Annotated in this window: 17 protein-coding genes; 7 read left to right on the forward strand and 10 right to left on the reverse strand. The window is 70.8% G+C overall.

Features of this window, described 5'->3' with window-relative positions; translation table 11 throughout:
* Positions 1–321: 321 nt before the first annotated feature.
* The 3 genes from ABZ823_RS16575 to ABZ823_RS16585 form a co-directional block, all read right to left on the reverse strand.
* Positions 322–1,080, reverse strand: coding sequence for a DUF6227 family protein (locus tag ABZ823_RS16575; protein ID WP_361659872.1), 759 nt, complete (start codon positions 1,078–1,080; stop codon positions 322–324).
* A 157-nt stretch (positions 1,081–1,237) separates the two neighbouring features.
* Complete coding sequence (locus tag ABZ823_RS16580; protein ID WP_361659875.1) at positions 1,238–2,458, reverse strand: Ig-like domain-containing protein; 1,221 nt, start codon at positions 2,456–2,458, stop codon at positions 1,238–1,240.
* 164 nt (positions 2,459–2,622) lie between these two features.
* Entirely contained in the window at positions 2,623–3,678 is a 1,056-nt protein-coding gene (locus ABZ823_RS16585; protein ID WP_361659878.1) for a P1 family peptidase, read from the reverse strand.
* 581 nt (positions 3,679–4,259) lie between these two features.
* On the opposite strand from ABZ823_RS16585, the gene ABZ823_RS16590 reads away from it, so the two are divergent.
* On the forward strand, positions 4,260–4,454 hold the full coding sequence (locus ABZ823_RS16590; protein WP_361659881.1) for a hypothetical protein: 195 nt from the start codon (positions 4,260–4,262) through the stop codon (positions 4,452–4,454).
* A gap of 57 nt (positions 4,455–4,511) precedes the next feature.
* On the opposite strand, the gene ABZ823_RS16595 is transcribed toward ABZ823_RS16590, so the two are convergent.
* The 6 genes from ABZ823_RS16595 to ABZ823_RS16620 form a co-directional block, all read right to left on the reverse strand.
* Positions 4,512–4,982, reverse strand: coding sequence for an MscL family protein (locus ABZ823_RS16595; protein ID WP_361659884.1), 471 nt, complete (start codon positions 4,980–4,982; stop codon positions 4,512–4,514).
* Between the two features lie 136 nt (positions 4,983–5,118).
* A complete protein-coding gene (locus tag ABZ823_RS16600) occupies positions 5,119–5,625 on the reverse strand; it encodes a hypothetical protein (RefSeq protein WP_361660332.1) in 507 nt (168 codons plus the stop codon).
* 403 nt (positions 5,626–6,028) lie between these two features.
* Positions 6,029–6,862, reverse strand: coding sequence for an S-methyl-5'-thioadenosine phosphorylase (locus ABZ823_RS16605; RefSeq protein ID WP_361659887.1), 834 nt, complete (start codon positions 6,860–6,862; stop codon positions 6,029–6,031).
* Positions 6,863–7,036: 174 nt separating this feature from the next.
* Positions 7,037–7,321, reverse strand: a complete 285-nt coding sequence (locus ABZ823_RS16610; RefSeq protein WP_361659890.1) for an FmdB family zinc ribbon protein — start codon at positions 7,319–7,321, stop codon at positions 7,037–7,039.
* A 68-nt stretch (positions 7,322–7,389) separates the two neighbouring features.
* A complete protein-coding gene (locus ABZ823_RS16615; RefSeq protein WP_361659894.1) occupies positions 7,390–8,658 on the reverse strand; it encodes an MFS transporter in 1,269 nt (422 codons plus the stop codon).
* Positions 8,659–8,967: 309 nt separating this feature from the next.
* Positions 8,968–10,494, reverse strand: coding sequence for a potassium/proton antiporter (locus ABZ823_RS16620; RefSeq protein ID WP_361659898.1), 1,527 nt, complete (start codon positions 10,492–10,494; stop codon positions 8,968–8,970).
* A 256-nt stretch (positions 10,495–10,750) separates the two neighbouring features.
* Here ABZ823_RS16620 and ABZ823_RS16625 point away from each other — a divergent pair, with 256 nt between their 5' ends.
* Positions 10,751–13,576: a penicillin acylase family protein gene (locus ABZ823_RS16625; protein WP_361659901.1), complete on the forward strand. Its 2,826-nt coding sequence runs from the start codon at positions 10,751–10,753 to the stop codon at positions 13,574–13,576.
* A gap of 97 nt (positions 13,577–13,673) precedes the next feature.
* Here the strand turns inward: ABZ823_RS16625 and ABZ823_RS16630 are convergent, their stop codons facing one another.
* Positions 13,674–14,279 carry a 5-formyltetrahydrofolate cyclo-ligase gene (locus tag ABZ823_RS16630; RefSeq protein ID WP_361659904.1) on the reverse strand — a complete coding sequence of 202 codons (606 nt, stop codon included), beginning with the start codon at positions 14,277–14,279 and terminating at the stop codon, positions 13,674–13,676.
* A gap of 104 nt (positions 14,280–14,383) precedes the next feature.
* Between ABZ823_RS16630 and galU the strand changes: the two genes are divergently transcribed.
* From galU to ABZ823_RS16655, 5 genes are all read left to right on the forward strand, one after another.
* Positions 14,384–15,286 (forward strand): UTP--glucose-1-phosphate uridylyltransferase GalU, encoded by a 903-nt coding sequence (gene galU / locus ABZ823_RS16635; protein ID WP_361659907.1) that lies wholly within the window; start codon positions 14,384–14,386, stop codon positions 15,284–15,286.
* Positions 15,287–15,290: 4 nt separating this feature from the next.
* A complete protein-coding gene (glp, locus tag ABZ823_RS16640) occupies positions 15,291–16,613 on the forward strand; it encodes a gephyrin-like molybdotransferase Glp (RefSeq protein ID WP_361659910.1) in 1,323 nt (440 codons plus the stop codon).
* A 175-nt stretch (positions 16,614–16,788) separates the two neighbouring features.
* Complete coding sequence (gene moaC, locus ABZ823_RS16645; RefSeq protein WP_361659913.1) at positions 16,789–17,268, forward strand: cyclic pyranopterin monophosphate synthase MoaC; 480 nt, start codon at positions 16,789–16,791, stop codon at positions 17,266–17,268.
* Positions 17,265–17,906 carry a MogA/MoaB family molybdenum cofactor biosynthesis protein gene (locus tag ABZ823_RS16650; RefSeq protein ID WP_361659916.1) on the forward strand — a complete coding sequence of 214 codons (642 nt, stop codon included), beginning with the start codon at positions 17,265–17,267 and terminating at the stop codon, positions 17,904–17,906. The genes moaC and ABZ823_RS16650 overlap by 4 nt, the downstream gene beginning before the upstream one ends.
* Positions 17,903–18,535 (forward strand): GNAT family protein, encoded by a 633-nt coding sequence (locus ABZ823_RS16655; RefSeq protein WP_361660335.1) that lies wholly within the window; start codon positions 17,903–17,905, stop codon positions 18,533–18,535. Before ABZ823_RS16650 ends, ABZ823_RS16655 begins: the two co-directional genes overlap by 4 nt.
* Positions 18,536–18,679 lie beyond the last annotated feature (144 nt).

Consider the following 18,679-nt stretch of genomic DNA (forward strand, 5'->3'; position numbering starts at 1 on the left):
CGGCTCGACCAACGCCCAATCGTCGTCACTCAGTTCACGCCTCGCCACACGAAAGTTGTACCAGCATGGTGATCACGACTCCGTACAGGCCCTAGGGGGTTTCGTCTGGATCGGTTCGGATCAGGCCGCGGCGTCCGGTGCAGGGGGCACCTCCCGGCGGTAGCTGGGGGAACATCGCAAGGCGGAGGGCCGCCCGCGTACTGGATGCACTCGGGTGGTCCGACAACGCGGCGAGGTGCCGCACCGGGCGTCGCGACCCCGGGCTGATCCAAACGAAAACCCCTAGGTGTGCTGTCCGGGGAACTTCGCGGTCAGGGGTCGTCAGTGCTGTCGGCCGGGTGCCGCCGCCCGGCGCTCCATCGCGCTCCGGGCCGCGTCCTCCGTCGCGTACACCTCGCACATATGCCGTCCATCCGGCGTCGCCGTGTGCTCGACCTCCCACAGGGACAGCTCCCGGCCGTCGCGCAGCAGGAACGCGTGCTCGTAGAGCGAGAAGGTCAACCCCGCCCGGGCGGCCAGGCCCGGTCGTCCGAAGGACTGCGTGATCTCGTGCGCGAAGGCCGAGCGCAGCAGTAGCGATTCCAGGTCAGCGCCCGGACGGTCCGCGTTCTCCGCCCGGCGCAGCAGCCGGCGGGCGTGGTCCGCCGAGCCGTCGGGCCGGTACGCGTGACGGGGTTCGCCGGCGGGGGACAGCGACACCGGCACGGGCAGCTCGAACTCGGGGGTGTCCACCGGCAGCGGAAGCCGGGCCGTGGCGGCGCGCAGCTCCTCCTCGTCCACGTAGACCTCGTGTTCCAGGTGACCGCCGGGTCCCGTGTTGTGGACCAGCTCCCACAGGGTGACCGCCGAGCCGTCCGCCAGCAGCCAGGTGTGCCGGTATGTCTCCCGGTGCAGGCCCGCGCTGTGGTGCGCCGAGTGCAGTGAACTGTCGTGGGCCAGCGAGCAGTCCAGCATCCCTATCGTCTCGTCGGGCAGCTCGAAGGAGTTCAGGGCGCGGCCGAGAAGCCGCTCGAGGTGCTCCTCCGGAGACTCGGGCGACTCGGCTGGCTCGTGCGCTGCCGTCTCGTACGGAACGCTCAAGGTCTCTCCCGGCGTTGCTGCATGTCACCTTGTGGGTGCATACCGTAGCCCCTCGGTCGGACATCATGTCCGGGAACCGAGAAAACGTACGGTGGGAAAACGCCCGGGCCGCGCGGTTGGTTCCCGCGCGGCCCGAGTGTTCGTCAGGAGTCGCTGGTCAGGCGGAGCTTCCCGCGGTCCAGGCGCTCCACGGCATGTTCCAGCCGTTGAGGCCGTTGTCCGGAGCGACCGTCGTGTCCGGGGAGTTCTTGACGACCACGATGTCCCCGACCAGTGAGTTGTCGTAGAACCACTGGGCGTTCGTGTTCCCCTGCGCGCCCTGCACGTCCGCGAGTCCCACGCAGCCATGGCTGGTGCCCTCGCGACCGAAGGGCGGATTGCCCTTGTTGTACCAGTAGTTGCCGTGGATGAACGTCCCGGAGGCGGTCAGCCGCATCGCGTGCGGCACGTCCGGGATGTCGTACTCGCCGCCCAGCCCGACCGTCTGGCTGTTCATACGGGTCTGCGTGAACTTCTCGGAGATCACCATCTGCCCGTTGTACGTGGTGTGCTGCGGACTGCCGGTCGAGACCGGGACCGTCTTGACCGTCTGTCCGTCGCGCACCACCGTCATGGTCTGCGTCCGCGCGTCCACGGTGGAGACCTGGGAGCGGCCGACGGTGAAGGTCACGGTCTTCTTCTGCACGCCGGATATACCGTTCGCGCCCTCGACCCCGTCCAGGTCGATCTTCATCGTGACCTTGGAGCCGGCCTTCCAGTAGTCCTCGGGCCGGAAGTCCAGCCGCTGCGCCCCGAACCAGTGCCCCACGACCTGCTGCCCGCTGCTGGAGGTCACCGAGATGTGGGACTGGACGGCCTTCTTGTCGGTGATGGGCTTGTTGAAGGTGAAGGACACCGGCATCCCGACGCCGACCGTCGTGCCGTTGTCGGGCGTGTACGTACCGATGAAGCTGTTGGCGGGAGAGACCGTCGTGAAGATGGAGTTGGCGGCCGCGACCCGGTTGTTCGCGTCCTTGGCGGTCGCCGCGATCGCGTACTTCGTCCCGCGCTCCAGCTGCTCCTTCGGCTTCCAGGACGTCCCGTCCGCGGAGATCTCCCCCGGAACGACGGTGCTCGTCCCCGCCACCGTCATCTTCACCTCGGTCAGCTTCCCACCGCTGACCTTCACGCCGGTCGCGTTGATCGACGCGTCGGTGGAACCGTCCTTGGCGGAGATGTCGATCGTCGCGGCGGAGGTCTTGGCGGAGTCCTTCGCGTTCTTCGCGCTGTCGTTGTGGGCGTTGGCGCTGCCACCGCAGGCGGTGAGGGTCAGTGTGCCGACCATCAGGGCGGCACTGGCCCCCAGTACGCGCCGCGCTCGCATGTCCGGCGTTGTCACGGGCTTCTCCAGGTCTTTGTGATGTGGGTGATCCGCTCGAGTACGTGGAGAAAGAGCTAAGGTCCCGGCCATGGGTTCCCATCCCTCCCGGGTGAACACCCCCATGTGACAGAACCGGGACAATCCCCTGCCCTGCCCTGCCCTGCCCTGCCCTGCCCCGCGCCCTAGCGACCGGCCCCCTGCCTGCCTTCGCGCGGCTCCCCGTACAACTCCCCGTACGACGGCCACGATCCGCCCGGCCCGTCGACCGAACCGGCGGCGCGAACGGCCCGAACGATCGCGCGCGTCATGAGGTCCGCACCCGCTGCGAGCACCTCGTTGAGCGCGAGGGGGCGCATCGGGGCGAGCGGACGCGCGCCGGTCGCCAGCGCGAACACCGTGTCCCCGTCGTTGAGGAGATGCACAGGCCGTACGGCGCGCGCCAAGCCGTCGTGCGCCGTGCCCGCGAGTTTCTGCGCCTGCGCCTTGGTGAGATCGGCATCGGTCGCCACGACCGCGAGGGTCGTGTTCAGCGGAGGGCGCCCGGATTTCGCGGCGGCCTCGGCGAGACGTCGCTGCGCGGCCTCGTGCACCTCCCGCGCCGGCAGGTCGACCCGGCCCTGGGCCAATTCCCCGTACAGGGCGCCGGTCGTGGGCTCCACCACCGAGCCCACCGCGTTGCACACGACCAGGGCACCCACCGTGATCCCGGAGTCGAGCACGGTGCTCGCCGTACCGACCCCGCCCTTGAGCGGGCCGACCGTCGCCCCCGTGCCCGCACCCACACAGCCCTCGGCCACCGGCGCGCCCGGCTCGCTCGCCGCTGCCACCTCGACGGCGGCCCGGCCGACCGTCGCGTCCGGACGGGCCTTGAAGTCCCCTCCGCGGCCCAGGTCGAAGACGCAGGCGGCGGGTACGACCGGCACCACGTGCGCCGGATCGCTGCCGACCCGCACCCCGCGCCCGCGCTCCTCCAGCCAGGCCATCACACCCGACGCCGCGTCCAGTCCGTACGCGCTGCCTCCCGTGAGGACGACCGCCTCGACCTTCTGCACCAGGTTGCGCGGGTCGAGCGCGTCGGTCTCCTTGGTGCCGGGCCCGCCGCCGCGCACATCCACGGCCGCGACGGCCCCGCCCTCGGGAGCCAGGACGACCGTGGTGCCGGTCAGCCAGCCGTCCCCGGTCCGTGTGGCATGGCCCACCCGCAGGCCCACGACATCTGTCAGAGCGTCAACTGTCATGCCCCCATGATCCGTCCTCGCTCGGCACTTGGCGCTGGCCGCTGGCCACTTCATGCTGGGCGCTTGGCTGCTGGGCGTTGGGCGTTTCGCGCTTGCCGCCGGCCTTCGGCGCCCGCCGCTTGCCGCTTGCCGCTTGGCGCTCAGCGCTCAGCGCTGACCGCTCCCCGCTCGGCGTTCGCGCTAGGCACGTCGCGCTGGCCGCTCGCCGCCTGCGCCGCGCCCGCGGCGGCCCGCCGGGCGAGCGTGGCCCCGGGGGCGCTTCGGCGGTCATCCGGCCCTGAGGCCGGTGCCGGGCCACTGCCGGGCAGCGGCGGTGCGTGAGTGCCCGGCACCCGCGCCGGGTGGCTGTCCGGTAAGAACGCCGGGCAACCGCCCGCCGCCGCGCCCCGCCGGACGACCATGGCCCCCAGGGCACTCAGGCGGTCACCCGGTCCCGAGGCCGGTGCCGGGCCACTGCCGGGCAGCGGCGGTGCGTGAGTGCCCGGCACCAGGGCCAAGTGGCTGTCCGGCAAGGACGCCAGGCAACCACCCGTCAAGGACCGGCGCCGTCCTCCCAGGCGGCGCGGACGTACGCTGGAGGCATGAGCACCACCCCCGCCCGCGCGCCGCGCGATGCCAAGCCCGACCCGAAGGACGCTCTTGTCTTCGACGACCCGCTGAGCCGGCCGTCCTCGGACGACACGGACCAGGGGTGGGGCGAGCGGCCCGGGCCGACCGGCGACAGTGCGGCCGACCTGGCGCGGTTCCTCGACGAGAAGCCGCCCCACCACCTGTGAGCGCGCCTGGGCCCGGGAGGCCGGCCGACCCGCCGGTGTCTTCCCGCTCTCGGTCCGCTATGACCTGGTGCGGACCGATCCGTGCTGGGCGACGAGCGCGTCGCGAATCTCCTTGAGCACCTCCAGCTCGGTGACCTCCGTCACCTCCTGCGTGCCTTCCTTCGCCTTGCGGCGCGCCTCCTGCCGGGCCAGGAACCTGGACATGGGCAGGACCATCAGGAAGTAGACGACGGCCGCGGTGATCAGGAAGTTGAGCGTGGACCCGAGGACCGAGCCCCACAATATGCGGACCCCGGTCGCGCTCGCCCCGGTGCCCGTGCAGGGCCCCTTGATGCAGGAGCTGTAGCTGTCCAGGCTCTGGGTGCCGAGGGCACCGACGACCGGGTTGATGATCCCCTTCACCACGGAGTTCACGATGCCGGAGAAGGCGGCGCCGATGACCACCGCGACCGCCAGATCGACGACGTTCCCCCGCGTCAGGAACGCCTTGAACCCCTGAAAGACGCTCGGCGCCTTCTTTTCGCTCACCGGTGGGCCCCTCCTCGATTGCACAAGCTCCGGAACGAACAGCTCCGCAACCTACGTCAGGGCCTCCCGCCGCTGTCCACCCCGGGGGGTCGATAGCCGCGGCCCGGGGCAGGGCCGACGGACGTCCCCGGAGGACTCAGCACAGCGTCACCGCCAGGCGTGACGTCGCGCCGGCACCGGCCAGGCGCGTGGCCGTGGCGCGCGGCACGGAGAGCAGGACCAGCGCGCCGTTCTCCGTGGGCTCGGCGTCCGGCACCCGGATCACCCGGACCCCGGGGGCGACCACCCTCGCGCTGCCGCCGCCGTCGGCCGCGATCACGTCGACCCGGTCGCCCGGCCGCAACAGCTGTGCCGCGGGCCCGTCCGCGATCCGCACCGGCGCCGTCACCATCTCGGCGGGGCGTGGCTCCCCCGGGGGCCTCAACGTCGCCGTGGAGTGCCTGCCGGTTCCCGGATGTCCCCGTGGCCCCTCGGAGCCGCCCGGCCCCGCCGCGAACAGCGCGGCAGCGGTGACTGCCAGGCCCACGGCCATCGCCCGCCTTCGGTGCCGCAGCAGACGGCGCAGCCGATGTCGCCCGCCGCGCACACGCAGGGGCGCGAAGTGCGGCACCACGCGTGTCGCAGGCGCGCCCGAGCGGTCCACGGCACCGAGGTCCGGCGGATGCCCGAAGGCGCCCAAGCCCGGCGTGTGCGGCGCAACGCCGAGGCGTGGTGGGTGTGCGGAGGTGTCGAGGTCCGGCGGATGCCCGAAGGCGCCCGAGCCCAGGGCGTGCGATGAAGCGTCGAGGCGCGGCGGGTGTGGGGAGACGTCGGGGTGCGGCGGCTGTGCGGAGATGCCGAAGTGCGGCCGGTACGCGGAAGGGCCGAGGTGAGGCGGGGAAAGCCGAGCCATGGTGGTCACCACCTGCGTCGTGAGATCGGGACGCCTCCACGATGAGGCTTCGCGGCCCGGCTCGCCGACGCCCGTGGACTACCGGACGATTGTGGACAACTCGCTCACCCGAACGGGACGTTCCGCACGGGAAGTCCCGCATGCCCACGGCACATCACGGCAGCTGGAAACCCGGATCCATCCCGCCCAGCGCGCTCGTGCACAGGCAGTCCCGCGTCTCGTTCGCGGGCAGCCCCGCGACCGCGTCGAACAACACGCCTCGCAGCCGGTCCACGTTGGCCGCGAACACTTTCAGCACCTCTTCGTGCGAGACGCCCTCTCCGGTCTCGGCCCCCGCGTCCAGATCCGTCACGAGGGTCAAGGACGTGTAGCACAGCTCAAGTTCACGGGCGAGCGCCGCCTCGGGGTGGCCGGTCATGCCGACCACGGACCAGCCCTGCGCCTGGTGCCACAACGATTCGGCACGAGTGGAGAACCGCGGGCCCTCGACCACGACCAGCGTGCCGCCGTCCACCGGCTCCCAGTCCCGCCCGCGCGCCGCCTCCAGCGCGGCCTTGCGGCCGACGGGGCAGTAGGGGTCGGCGAGCGAGACGTGCACCACGTTCGGCACGGTGCCGTGGGGCAGGGGGAGGCCGTCGAAGTAGGTCCCCGTCCGGGTCTTCGTACGGTCCACCATCTGGTCGGGGACAAGCAGCGTCCCGGGGCCGTACTCGGGGCGCAGCCCGCCCACGGCGCAGGGCCCGAGCACCTGCCGTACGCCGACGGAGCGCAGCGCCCAGAGATTGGCGCGGTAGTTGATCCGGTGCGGAGGGAGATGGTGGCCGCGGCCGTGGCGGGGAAGGAAGGCCACCTTCCGTCCGGCGATCTCGCCGAGGAAGAGGGAGTCGCTGGGTGCCCCGTAGGGAGTGTCGACCTGTATCTCGGTGACATCGTCGAGGAAGGAGTAGAAGCCCGAGCCTCCGATGACACCGATCTCTGCGTTCGCCATGTCGAGCACAGTAGCGGGCCCGGACGACGCGAATTCCCTGCCGTCCTGAGAGAGCAGGAGGCAGGCAATGGCAACCGTTATCCCGCGGCCGTCATGGCACGGCAGAATGCCTGGGGCCCTGCTGTCGGGTGCGACGGCAGGGTCCCAGACGGAGCCTTGTGCTGAGGCGGAGCCTTACGCGGCGGAGCTGGACGTGGTGCTCTTCGAAGACGACCCGGAGTCGGACGACGAAGAGGAAGAGCTCGACGGCTTCGAGGACGCCGGGCTGCTGCTCGAGGAGGAGCCGCGGCTGTCGTTGCGGTAGAAGCCGGAGCCCTTGAAGACGATGCCGACCGCGGAAAACACCTTCTTCAGGCGGCCACCGCAGTTGGGGCACTCGGTCAGCGCGTCATCGCTGAACTTCTGCACCGCCTCGAGGCCCTCGCCGCACTCGGTGCACTGGTACTGGTAGGTCGGCACTTGTCTTCCTCCTGGCACTCTGACTCAGTGAGTGCTAACGACGATCCATAGTGACGTATTCCTCGGGATCAGTCCACCGTGACGGGGGCGCGGTGACCGACGCCACGTGCCACGGTGCGTCCGCGAGGCCGTCCCGCCAGCCGTGACCGCAGGGCCACGAGGGTCACCAGCGCCAGCACCGTGCCGGCCATCGGGACGAGGAAGCCGGCGCCGTTCCACAGGCGGTCCTCCAACTGTCCGGCGACGGTGACCGCGGCCGCCTGGCCGAGCGCGACCGCGCCGGTCAGCCAGGTGAAGGCCTCGGTGCGGGCGCCTGCCGGGACCAGGCCCTCCACAAGCGTGTAGCCGGTGATCAGGGCAGGCGCGATGCACATGCCGACCAGGAGGCCGAGACCGCCCAGGAGGGCCACGGAGTGCGCGGTCCACAGGGCGGAGGCGGCCAGCGCCAGGGCGGCGTAGCCGATGACGAGGCGACGCTGCGGGGCGGCTTTCCAGGCGACGGCGCCGCAGACGATGCCCGAGAGCATGTTGCCGGCCGCGAAGACGCCGTACAGGACGCCGTTCAGACCGGGCGAGCCGATCGACTCGCTGAACGCGGCCAGCGAGACCTGCATGCCGCCGAAGACGGAACCGATGCCCAGGAAGGTCACGATCAGCACCCGCACCCCGGGGACGCTCAGCGCGGAGGCGTGCTTCACGCGCGCGTGCGCCGCGGCGGCGGCCGGCTCTGTGCCCTTCTGTGCGGCGAACAGGACACCGCCGACCAGCGTCAGGGCCGCCTCGGTCAGCAGGCCCGCGGCCGGGTCCACGGCGGTGCACAGGGCCGTCGCCAGCAGCGGTCCGAGCACGAAGGTCAGCTCGTCGGTGACGGACTCGAAGGCCGCCGCCGTCGGCATCAGGGGCGAGTCCTTGAGCTTCACACCCCAGCGGGCACGCACCATGGGGCCGATCTGCGGCACCGAGGCGCCGGTGGGGACGGCCGCCGCGAACAGCGCCCACAGGGGAGCGTGGGCCAGGGCGAGCGCGGTGAGGGCGGTGGCCGCGAGGGTATGCGCCAGGACGCCGGGGAGCAGCACCGCCCGCTGGCCGTGGCGGTCGGCGAGACGCCCGCTGTAGGGCGCGAACAGCGCCATGGATACGCCGGTGGCCGCTGCGACGGCGCCCGCGGCCCCGTACGAGCCGGTCGTGTGCTGGACCAGCAGCACGATGGACAGGGTGAGCATCGCGAACGGCTGGCGTGCCGCGAAGCCCGGGAGCAGGAACGTCCAGGCGCCGCGGGTGCGCAGCAGCCGGCCGTAGCCCGGACGGGACGACTTCGAGGTGACCGTGGACACCACGGCCCGTGCCTTTCTGCCGCCTGGTAGCGCGGCCCTTTGGTGGGCCCGTTCGCCGTGTGAGGGCGCGCCGAGAGCTGTCCTCTTGCGCGGACTGCGGTAGATACCGGTGCCCACTGCTCGGGGTGCCCGGCCGCCATACGGTCGCGCCAGCTCTGCGTCAGGCAGAGTTGGTTCGATCAAGGTCGCCTTGATTGTACAGAGGTGGCGCAGGGACAGGCCTGTGAAAAAGGGCACCGCTGGATCCGTCACCTGTGATTGCCAGAGGTGTGAACCGGCCGAAACATGCCCGTCACGTCCGCTTCCGCAGGGTCAGGAGCCGGCCGAGCCGTTCCCCAGGCCCAGCCAGCCCGCCAGCTTGCCGCCCTGGCCGACGGCCCTCAGGCGCTTCTCCGCCGCGTCGCGCACCTCGTCCGTGGCGACGACCAGGAGTTCGTCCCCGCGCCGCAGCACCGTCGTGGGCAGGGGCACGAACGAGGTGCCGTCCCGGACGACGAGGGTGACCGCGGCCCCGGGCGGCAGCCGCAGCTCGCTGACCTCCACACCGTGCATCCGCGAGCCCTCGGGGATCGCGACGGACAGCAGATGCCCGCGCAGCCGCTCCAGGGGTGCCGACTCGATGCCGAGGTCGGCGGCCTCGGTGCCCTTGCCCAGGTGCAGGGTCCGGGCCAGCCACGGCAGGGTCGGGCCCTGGACGAGGGTGTAGACGACGACGAGGACGAAGACGATGTTGAAGATGCGGCGGCTGCCGTCGACGCCGTTCACCATGGGGATCGTCGCCAGGATGATGGGGACCGCACCGCGCAGTCCGGCCCACGACAGCAGCGTCTGCTCCTGCCATGGCACCCGGAACGGCAGCAGGCTCAGCACCACGCTCAGGGGGCGCGCCACCATGGTCAGCACCAGGCCGATGACGAGGGCGGGCAGCACGTCGTCGCCCAGCTCGTGCGGGGTGACCAGCAGGCCGAGCAGGACGAACATGCCGATCTGGGCGATCCAGCCGAGCCCCTCCGCGAAACCGCGCGTGGCGGGCCAGTGTGGCAGCTTGGCGTTGCCGAGGATCATCGACGCGAGGTACACGGCGAGGAATCCGCTGCCGTGGGCGAGCGCGCCGCCCGCGTAGGCCATGACCGCGATGGCCATGACGGCGATCGGGTAGAGGCCGGACGCGGGGAGCGCCACATGCCGCAGGCCCCAGGAGCCGAGCCAGCCCACCGCGAGGCCGATGGCGGCGCCGACGGCCAGCTCCGCGCATATCTCCAGCAGCAGGGTGTACCAGTGCTCCACCGGGCCGGCGGAGGAGAAGGCGACGACGAGGATGACCACCGGGGCGTCGTTGAAGCCGGACTCTGCCTCCAGGACGCCCGTCACGCGCGTGGGGAGCGGGAGTTTCCGCAGCACCGAGAAGACGGCAGCCGCATCGGTCGAGGACACCACCGCTCCGATGATGAGCGACTGCCGCCAGGGCAGGCCGCTCAGGTAGTGCGCGCCGGCGGCCGTGACCCCCACGCTCACCGCGACGCCGATGAGCGCCAGGGAGGAGGCCGCTGGGAGGGCGGGCCTGACCTCCTTCCACTTCGTGCCGAGACCACCCTCGGCCAGGATCACCACCAGGGCCGCGTAGCCGAAGATCTGGGTCAGCACGGCGTTGTCGAAGTGGATGCCGCCGACCCCGTCCTGCCCCATGGCGATGCCGATGCCCAGGTAGACGAGCAGGCTGGGAAGCCCGCTGCGTGAGGAGATGCGTACCGCTGCCACCGCGACGAGCAGGACGAGCGAGCAGACGAGCAGGAGCTGGTTGAGGTGGTGGACAGTCAGCGGCCGTTCCCTTCTCGCCAATCCGGGCGCCGCGGTGTGGATGCCACGGCCCCGGCAGATGAATCCGGCTGTGCCTGGATCTTCAGGGCAGGTACTTCATTACCTTACCTAACTCTTGACGCTTTCTTGACGTTCCGGGCTACGTGATCGAACTCTCGTCCGGGCGCGTTCCCGACTCCGCGTCAAGGCGGCGCGGGCCCTGCGCCTATGGTTGCTCCAGCGCTCAGTAGAAAGCACAGCCCGCCCTGCCGCTCGTGTTAGGACAGCAAGGACAGCGATGCCCCCCAACACCACCGCCTCTTCCGGCCAGAAGCCCGGCAAGTCCGGCAGGAAGAAGGGGCGCAGAGCCCGTCTGCTCGTGATCGTCCTGGTTGTGGCCCTTGTGGGAGGTTTCGGCTACGGCGGGTACTGGTCCGTCAGCACCCTCCGCGCCTCCTTCCCGCAGACCAAGGGTTCGCTCACGCTCGAGGGCCTGTCGGGTCCCGTCCAGGTCAAGCGTGACGGTTACGGGATCCCGCAGATCTACGCCTCCTCCGACGAGGACCTGTTCATGGCGCAGGGATACGTCCAGGCGCAGGACCGGTTCTACGAGATGGACGTGCGCCGCCATATGACATCCGGACGCCTGTCCGAGATGTTCGGCAAGAGCCAGGTCAAGAACGACGAGTTCCTGCGCACCCTCGGCTGGGACCGGGTGGCGCGGAAGGAATACGACACCAAGCTGTCGGCCGCCACGAAGAAGTACCTCCAGGCGTACGCCAAGGGAGTCAACGCCTATCTGAAGGGCAAGGACGGCAAGAACATCTCCCTGGAGTACGCGGCGCTGGCCCTCACCAACGACTACAGGCCCGCGGCGTGGACGCCGGTGGACTCGGTGTCCTGGCTCAAGGCGATGGCGTGGGACCTGCGCGGCAACATGCAGGAAGAGATCGACCGCTCGCTGATGACCAGCCGGCTCGGCCCGAAGCAGATCGCGGACCTCTACCCGGAGTACCCGTACGGCCGTAACAAGCCGATCGTGCAGGAGGGCCAGTACAACGCCCTCGCCAAGGCGTTCGAGCAGACGGGCGCGACGGGCACCCAGTCGACGACCGGGACCTCGGCCTCGACATCCGGGACCTCGACGTCCGGCACCGGGGCCTCCGGCACTTCGACGTCCGGCGCATCGACCTCCGGGACGACGTCCGGGGGCTCGGCCTCCTCGGGCCTGCAGAGTCAGCTGGCGAGTCTGTCCGAGGCCCTGGACCACGTCCCGACGGCCGTGGGCGTGAACGGCAACGGCATCGGCTCCAACTCCTGGGTCGTCGCCGGCAGCCACACCATCACGGGCAAGCCCCTGCTGGCCAACGACCCGCACCTGTCGGCCTCGCTGCCGTCGGTCTGGTACCAGATGGGCCTGCACTGCACGACCCTGTCCCGCTCCTGCCAGTACGACGTGACCGGGTACACCTTCGCCGGCATGCCCGGCGTGGTCATCGGTCACAACCAGAACATCGCCTGGGGCATGACCAACTCCGGCGTCGACGTCACCGACCTCTACCTGGAGAAGCTGTCCGGCGACGGGTATCTCTACGACGGCAAGGTGAAGCCGTTCACCACCCGCACCGAGACCATCAAGGTTGCCGGAGGGGACTCCAAGAAGATCGTCGTCCGTGAGACGAACAACGGTCCGCTGCTGTCCGACCGCGACGACGAGCTGGTCAAGGTCGGCAAGAAGGCCGCCGTCGACACCGCGGCGCCCGACCGCGGCGACGGCTACGCCATGGCGCTGCGCTGGACCGCCCTGGACCCCGGCACCTCCATGGACGCCGTCTTCGACATCGACAAGGCGTCGGACTGGGACGGGTTCCGCGCGGCGGCCCGGTCCTTCGACGTGCCCTCGCAGAACCTGATCTACGCCGACACCAAGGGCAACATCGGCTACCAGCTGCCGGGCAAGATCCCCACGCGGGCGTCGGGTGTCGAGGGCTCGATCCCGGCACCCGGCTGGGACCCCAAGTACCGGTGGACCGGCTACATCCCGAAGAGCGAGCTGCCGTACGAGTACAACCCCAAGCGCGGTTACATCGTCACCGCCAACCAGGCCGTGGTCGACAAGGACAAGTACCCCTACACCCTCACCACGGACTGGGGCTACGGCGCCCGCAGCCAGCGGATCACCGACCTGATCGAGTCGAAGATCAAGGGCGGCGGCAAGATCTCGACCGACGACATGCGGCAGATGCAGCTCGACAACAGCAGCGAGATCGCCAAGCTCCTGGTGCCCAAGCTGCTCAAGATCGACGTGTCCGACAAGCAGGTCCGCGAGGCGCAGAAGCTGCTGGAGGGCTGGGACTACACCCAGGACGCCGACTCGGCGGCCGCCGCCTACTTCAACGCCGTGTGGCGCAACATCCTCAAGCTCGCGTTCGGCAACAAGCTGCCCAAGGAACTGCGGGTCAAGGGCCAGTGCCTGTGGGTCGAGCCGGCCGACACCACCGGCCCCGCCGACGCGGACCAGAAGGTGCGCGAGTGCGGCCAGCGCGACGCGGACCAGGCACAGCCCGACGGCGGCGACCGCTGGTTCGAGGTGGTGCGCAGCATCGTCGACGACGAGAAGAACGACTGGTGGCAGACGCCCAAGACGCGCACCGACAAGGCCGCCACCACGCGTGACGAGCTGTTCGCGCGGGCCCTGAAGGACGCTCGCTGGGAGCTGACCGCCAAGCTCGGCAAGGACCTGGACACCTGGAGCTGGGGCCGGCTGCACCGGCTGTTCCTGAAGAACCAGACCCTGGGCGCCGACGGCCCCGGCATAATCCAGTACATGCTCAACCGCGGGCCCTGGAAGCTCGACGGCGGCGAGGCGACCGTGAACGCCACCGGCTGGAACGCGGCGGGCGGCTACGGCGCCGTCTGGGTGCCGTCGATGCGCATGGTGGTCAACCTGGACGACCTCGACAAGTCCAAGTGGATCAACCTGTCCGGCGCCTCGGGACACGCCTACAGCGCCCACTACACCGACCAGACGGACAAGTGGGCCCAGGGCGAACTGCTGCCGTGGCGCTTCTCGAAGGGCGCGGTCGACAAGAGCACGACCGACACGCTGGAGCTCAAGCCCTGACCTCCGGCGCCCGCTGAACGCGCCCAATGAATACGGCCCTCCACGCGCGCGTGGAGGGCCGTTTCGGCATGAGGGGGCTGATCCGAACCGCACCCCCCTAGCGGAAGCGGCGCACGCCCGAGGGAGTCACCACCGCGTGCACCGGACGGTCGTGCGCCTCTTCCGGGACGCGTTCGACGACCTCCCGGTCGTACAGGAGCACCACCAGCGCCGGATCGGCTCCCGCGCGCTCCAGGCGGGCCAGCACGCGGTCGTACGAGCCCCCGCCGCGGCCGAGGCGCATGCCGCGGGCGTCCACGGCCAGGCCGGGCAGAAGTACCGCGTCGGCTTGCAGGACGGCCTCGGGGCCCAGACGTTCACCCGCGGGCTCCAGGAGGGCCATCCTGGAGCCGCGCCGGACACGGACCAGGCAGTCCGGTCCGGTGTACGCGCCCCAGTCGAGGTCGTTGTCCGGCAGCAGCACCGGCAGCAGGACGCGCACACCGCGCGCGTGCAGCGCGTCCAGGAGGGCGAGGGTGCCCGGTTCCGACCCCACGGAGACGTACGCCGCGACCGTGCGCGCGTGCGCGAGTTCGGGCAGCTCCCGCGCCCGCTCGGCGAGCTCGGCGGCCGCAGCGTCCACGTCATCCGGGGTCAACCTGCTTCTCACCGAGAGGAGCCCTCGCCGTAACATTCCTTTGTCAGGCTCGCCCTCGTGTTCCATGGGAACCACTGGTCAGCGCCCTGCCTTCCTTGATCTGCTCATATGAGAGCGAATTAACCGGAGTCACAGATACCCGCACAAAGCCACCCGATAAGGTGGCGGGCATGACTGAGTCGAACCCCAGGATCACCAAGGCTGTCATCCCCGCGGCAGGCCTCGGTACCCGGTTCCTGCCGGCCACCAAGGCCACCCCCAAGGAAATGCTGCCGGTCGTGGACAAGCCCGCGATCCAGTACGTGGTCGAGGAGGCTGTCTCAGCGGGGCTCGATGACGTTCTCATGATCACCGGTCGCAACAAGCGCCCCCTCGAGGACCACTTCGACCGCAACTACGAACTCGAGTCGGCCCTGGAGAAGAAGGGCGACGCCGAGCGGCTCGCGAAGGTCCAGGAGTCCAGCGACCTCGCCACCATGCACTACGTCCGCCAGGGTGACCCCAGGGGCCTCGGGCACGCCGTGCTGTGCGCCGCCCCGCATGTCGGCCACGAGCCTTTCGCCGTCCTCCTCGGCGACGACCTCATCGACCCGCGCGACCCCCTGCTGGCCCGCATGGTCGAGGTCCAGGAGCGGCGCGGCGGCAGCGTCATCGCGCTCATGGAGGTCGCGCCGGAGCAGATCCACCTCTACGGCTGTGCGGCCGTCGAGGCCACCGAGGACGGCGACGTGGTGAAGGTGACCGGGCTGGTCGAGAAGCCGGACGCCGCGGACGCCCCGTCGAACTTCGCGGTCATCGGCCGCTATGTCCTCGACCCCCACATCTTCGACATACTGCGCAAGACCGAGCCGGGCCGGGGCGGCGAGATCCAGCTGACCGACGCCCTCCAGCAGCTCGCCGAGGACGAGAAGGTGGGCGGCCCCGTGCACGGTGTCGTCTTCAAGGGCCGCCGATATGACACCGGCGACCGTGGCGACTATCTGCGTGCCATTGTCAGACTCGCGTGCGAACGTGAAGACCTGGGGCCGGACTTCCGGGCCTGGCTTCGCAGTTACGTATCCGAGGAGATGTAGCGATTTGAGCGCCGCCGCGACCCCCGCCACCGGCCAGGACCGCCTCTGGTCGGTGGACGAGCACCTGGAGGACATCCTCGCCACCGTCCGCCCGCTGGACCCCATCGAGCTGCAGTTGCTCGACGCCCTGGGCTGTGTGCTGGTCGAGGACGTAACGGTGCCCGTCTCCCTGCCGCCGTTCGACAACAGCTCCATGGACGGCTATGCGGTACGGGTCGCGGACGTCGCGGGCGCGAGCGAGGAGTTCCCGGCCGTCCTCACGGTGATCGGCGATGTCGCGGCCGGGGCGGCCGACCCGCTCCGTGTGGGGCCCGGCCAGGCGGCGCGCATCATGACCGGCGCTCCGCTGCCGCCCGACGCCGAGGCCGTCGTCCCCGTGGAGTGGACCGACGGCGGACTGGGCGGCGGCCCCGTCTCCGGGATGCGTGCCCGCAGCCTCTCGCCCGAGGGCGCCTCCGGGCAGGTGCGGGTGCACCGCCCGGCCGAGGCGCGCGCGCATGTGCGCGCGAAGGGCAGCGATGTGCAGGCCGGCGACCTCGCCCTCGAGGCGGGCACGGTCCTCGGACCGCCGCAGATCGCGCTGCTCGCAGCGATCGGCCGCGGCACGGTCCGGGTGCGTCCGCGCCCGCGTGTGGTCGTCCTGTCCACCGGCAGCGAACTCGTCCAGCCCGACGAGGAACTGGCGAACGGCCAGATCTACGACTCCAACAGCTTCGCCCTCACCGCCGCCGCCCGGGACGCCGGGGCGATCGGATACCGGGTGGGCGCGGTCGCCGACGACGCGGACACGCTGCGCGCCACCATCGAGGACCAGCTCGTCCGCGCCGACCTCATGGTCACCACCGGAGGGGTGAGCGTGGGGGCGTACGACGTCGTCAAGGAGGCCCTCTCGGCCGTCGGCGACGCGGAGGACGGCGGCAGCGGCGTCGAGTTCCGCAAGCTCGCCATGCAGCCCGGCAAGCCCCAGGGGTTCGGCGTCGTCGGCCCCGACCACACGCCGCTGCTGGCGCTGCCCGGCAACCCGGTGTCGTCGTACGTCTCCTTCGAGCTGTTCGTACGCCCCGTGATCCGCACGCTGATGGGCCTGGAGGACGTGCACCGCCCCAGGACCAGGGCCGTCCTGCGGGCGGACAAGGCGCTGACCTCACCCGCAGGACGGCGGCAGTTCCTGCGCGGCAGACACACCGACGGCACGGTGACCCCGGTAGGCGGCGCGGGATCGCACCTGATCGCCGCCCTCGCGCAGGCCGACGCGCTGATCGTCGTCCCCGAGGAGGACACATCCGTCGAGCCGGGCGCCGAGGTCGAGGTGGTCCTCCTCGGCTGACCTCCGGGCGCTGCCCGGGTCGGGGGTTTCGTCCGGGCGTCGGGAGGGGTGTGTCCGCCGGGCCGCCCGGTCCGGGACCTTGCCCGGCCGGGCCCGCCGGCTTGGCGGTACCGTGTCGCGCACAACAGGCCCGCGCGCCGCAACCGCCGGGCCGGGACCGGGAGCATCGCAGCAGATGAGTACGCAGGACCGACTGAGCCACATCGACGACGCCGGGGCAGCCCGCATGGTCGACGTCTCCGGGAAGGACGTGACCGAGCGCACCGCCCGCGCCAGCGGACGCGTGCTGGTCTCGCCCCGCGTGGTGGCGCTGCTGCGCGGCGAGGGCGTCCCCAAGGGCGACGCGCTCGCCACCGCGCGCATCGCGGGCATCATGGGCGCCAAGCGCACCCCTGACCTGATCCCGCTGTGCCACCCGTTGTCGGTGTCGGGTGTGAAGCTGGATCTGTCGGTCGCGGACGACGCCGTCGAGATCACGGCGACCGTGAAGACCACCGACCGCACGGGCGTCGAGATGGAGGCGCTCACGGCGGTCAGCGTCGCGGCGCTGACCGTGATCGACATGGTCAAGGCGGTCGACAAGAAAGCGGTGATCACGGACGTGCGTGTGGAGGAGAAGACGGGCGGAAAGTCGGGCGACTGGAGCCGGGCGTGACGGCACCGGCCGGGCAGCCGGCCGGCGACGCCCTGTCGGCGACGTACTCGGCCCTGGTGGTGACCGCGTCGAACCGCGCGGCCGCCGGCGTGTACGAGGACAAGGGCGGCCCCCTGATCGCGGAGGCGCTCATCCGGTTCGGCTTCGCCGCGGACGGGCCGTGGGTCGTCCCGGACGGGCACCCGGTGAAGCAGGCGCTGCGCACCGGTGTCCGCGCCGGCTACGACGTGATCGTGACGACCGGGGGCACCGGAATCTCGCCCACGGACCGCACCCCCGAGGCGACCCGCGCGGTGATCGACTACGAGGTGCCGGGCATTCCCGAGGCCATCAGGGCGTTCGGAAGGGAGAAGGTGCCGACGGCGGCACTCTCCCGAGGGGCCGCCGGGGTCGCCGACCGGACGCTGATCGTCAACCTTCCGGGATCCAGCGGCGGGGTGAAGGACGGACTGGCCGTCCTGGAACCCCTGTTGGTGCACGCCGTCGATCAGATCCGCGGCGGCGACCACCCGAGACCCGGCACGGCCGCACCGGCCGCCCCAAGGCCCGACACGGGCGCACCGGCCGCCCCGAGGGCCGGCGCGGGCGAGCCGGCGGCCGGTGAGGACCGCTCCAGACCGAGTGGGGGTGCGAGCTGAACAGCCCATCCTGGCCAGTCGAGCTGGCGGAGGGCGATGTCGTCCTCCGGCCGATACGGCTGCGCGACCAGCGGATCTGGCGCGAGGTCAACCGCCGCAACCGGGATTGGCTGCGGCCGTGGGAGGCGACTATTCCGCCGCCCACGCCGAGCGGCCCGATCGCGCACCGGCCGACCTATCGCCAGATGGTCCGGCATCTGCGCAGGGAAGCGGGCGCGGGCCGGATGCTGCCCTTCGTCATCGAGTACCAGGGACGCCTCGTGGGTCAGTTGACGGTGGCCGGGATCACCTGGGGCTCGATGTGCTCGGGGCACGTCGGCTACTGGGTGGACGAGGCGGTCGCGGGCCGCGGGGTGATGCCCACGGCCGTGGCACTCGTCGTCGACCACTGCTTCCGGGCCGTCGGGCTGCACCGCATCGAAGTCTGCATTCGCCCCGAGAACGGGCCGAGCCGCCGGGTGGTGGAGAAACTCGGATTCCGCGAGGAGGGGCTGCGGCCGCGTTATCTGCACATCGACGGCGCCTGGCGGGACCACCTCGTCTTCGCGCTGACCGCCGAAGAGGTGCCCGAGGGGCTGCTCGCACGCTGGCGCCGTGCGCGCTCTCAGCAGACCCACCACGGGAAATAAAAAATGTGTTCGAAATTGATCGGGTCGCGATCGGCTTGGCCAATGCATTAGCGGTCCCGTCGTCCTGCTGATCGCATCGGTCCCAAAAAAAGTTCGAAATATCAGCCAGATCGTGCGACACACCGGCCCAATTGGCAGATGGCC

Source organism: Streptomyces sp. NPDC047079, from assembly GCF_040643755.1.
Lineage (GTDB): Bacteria > Actinomycetota > Actinomycetes > Streptomycetales > Streptomycetaceae > Streptomyces.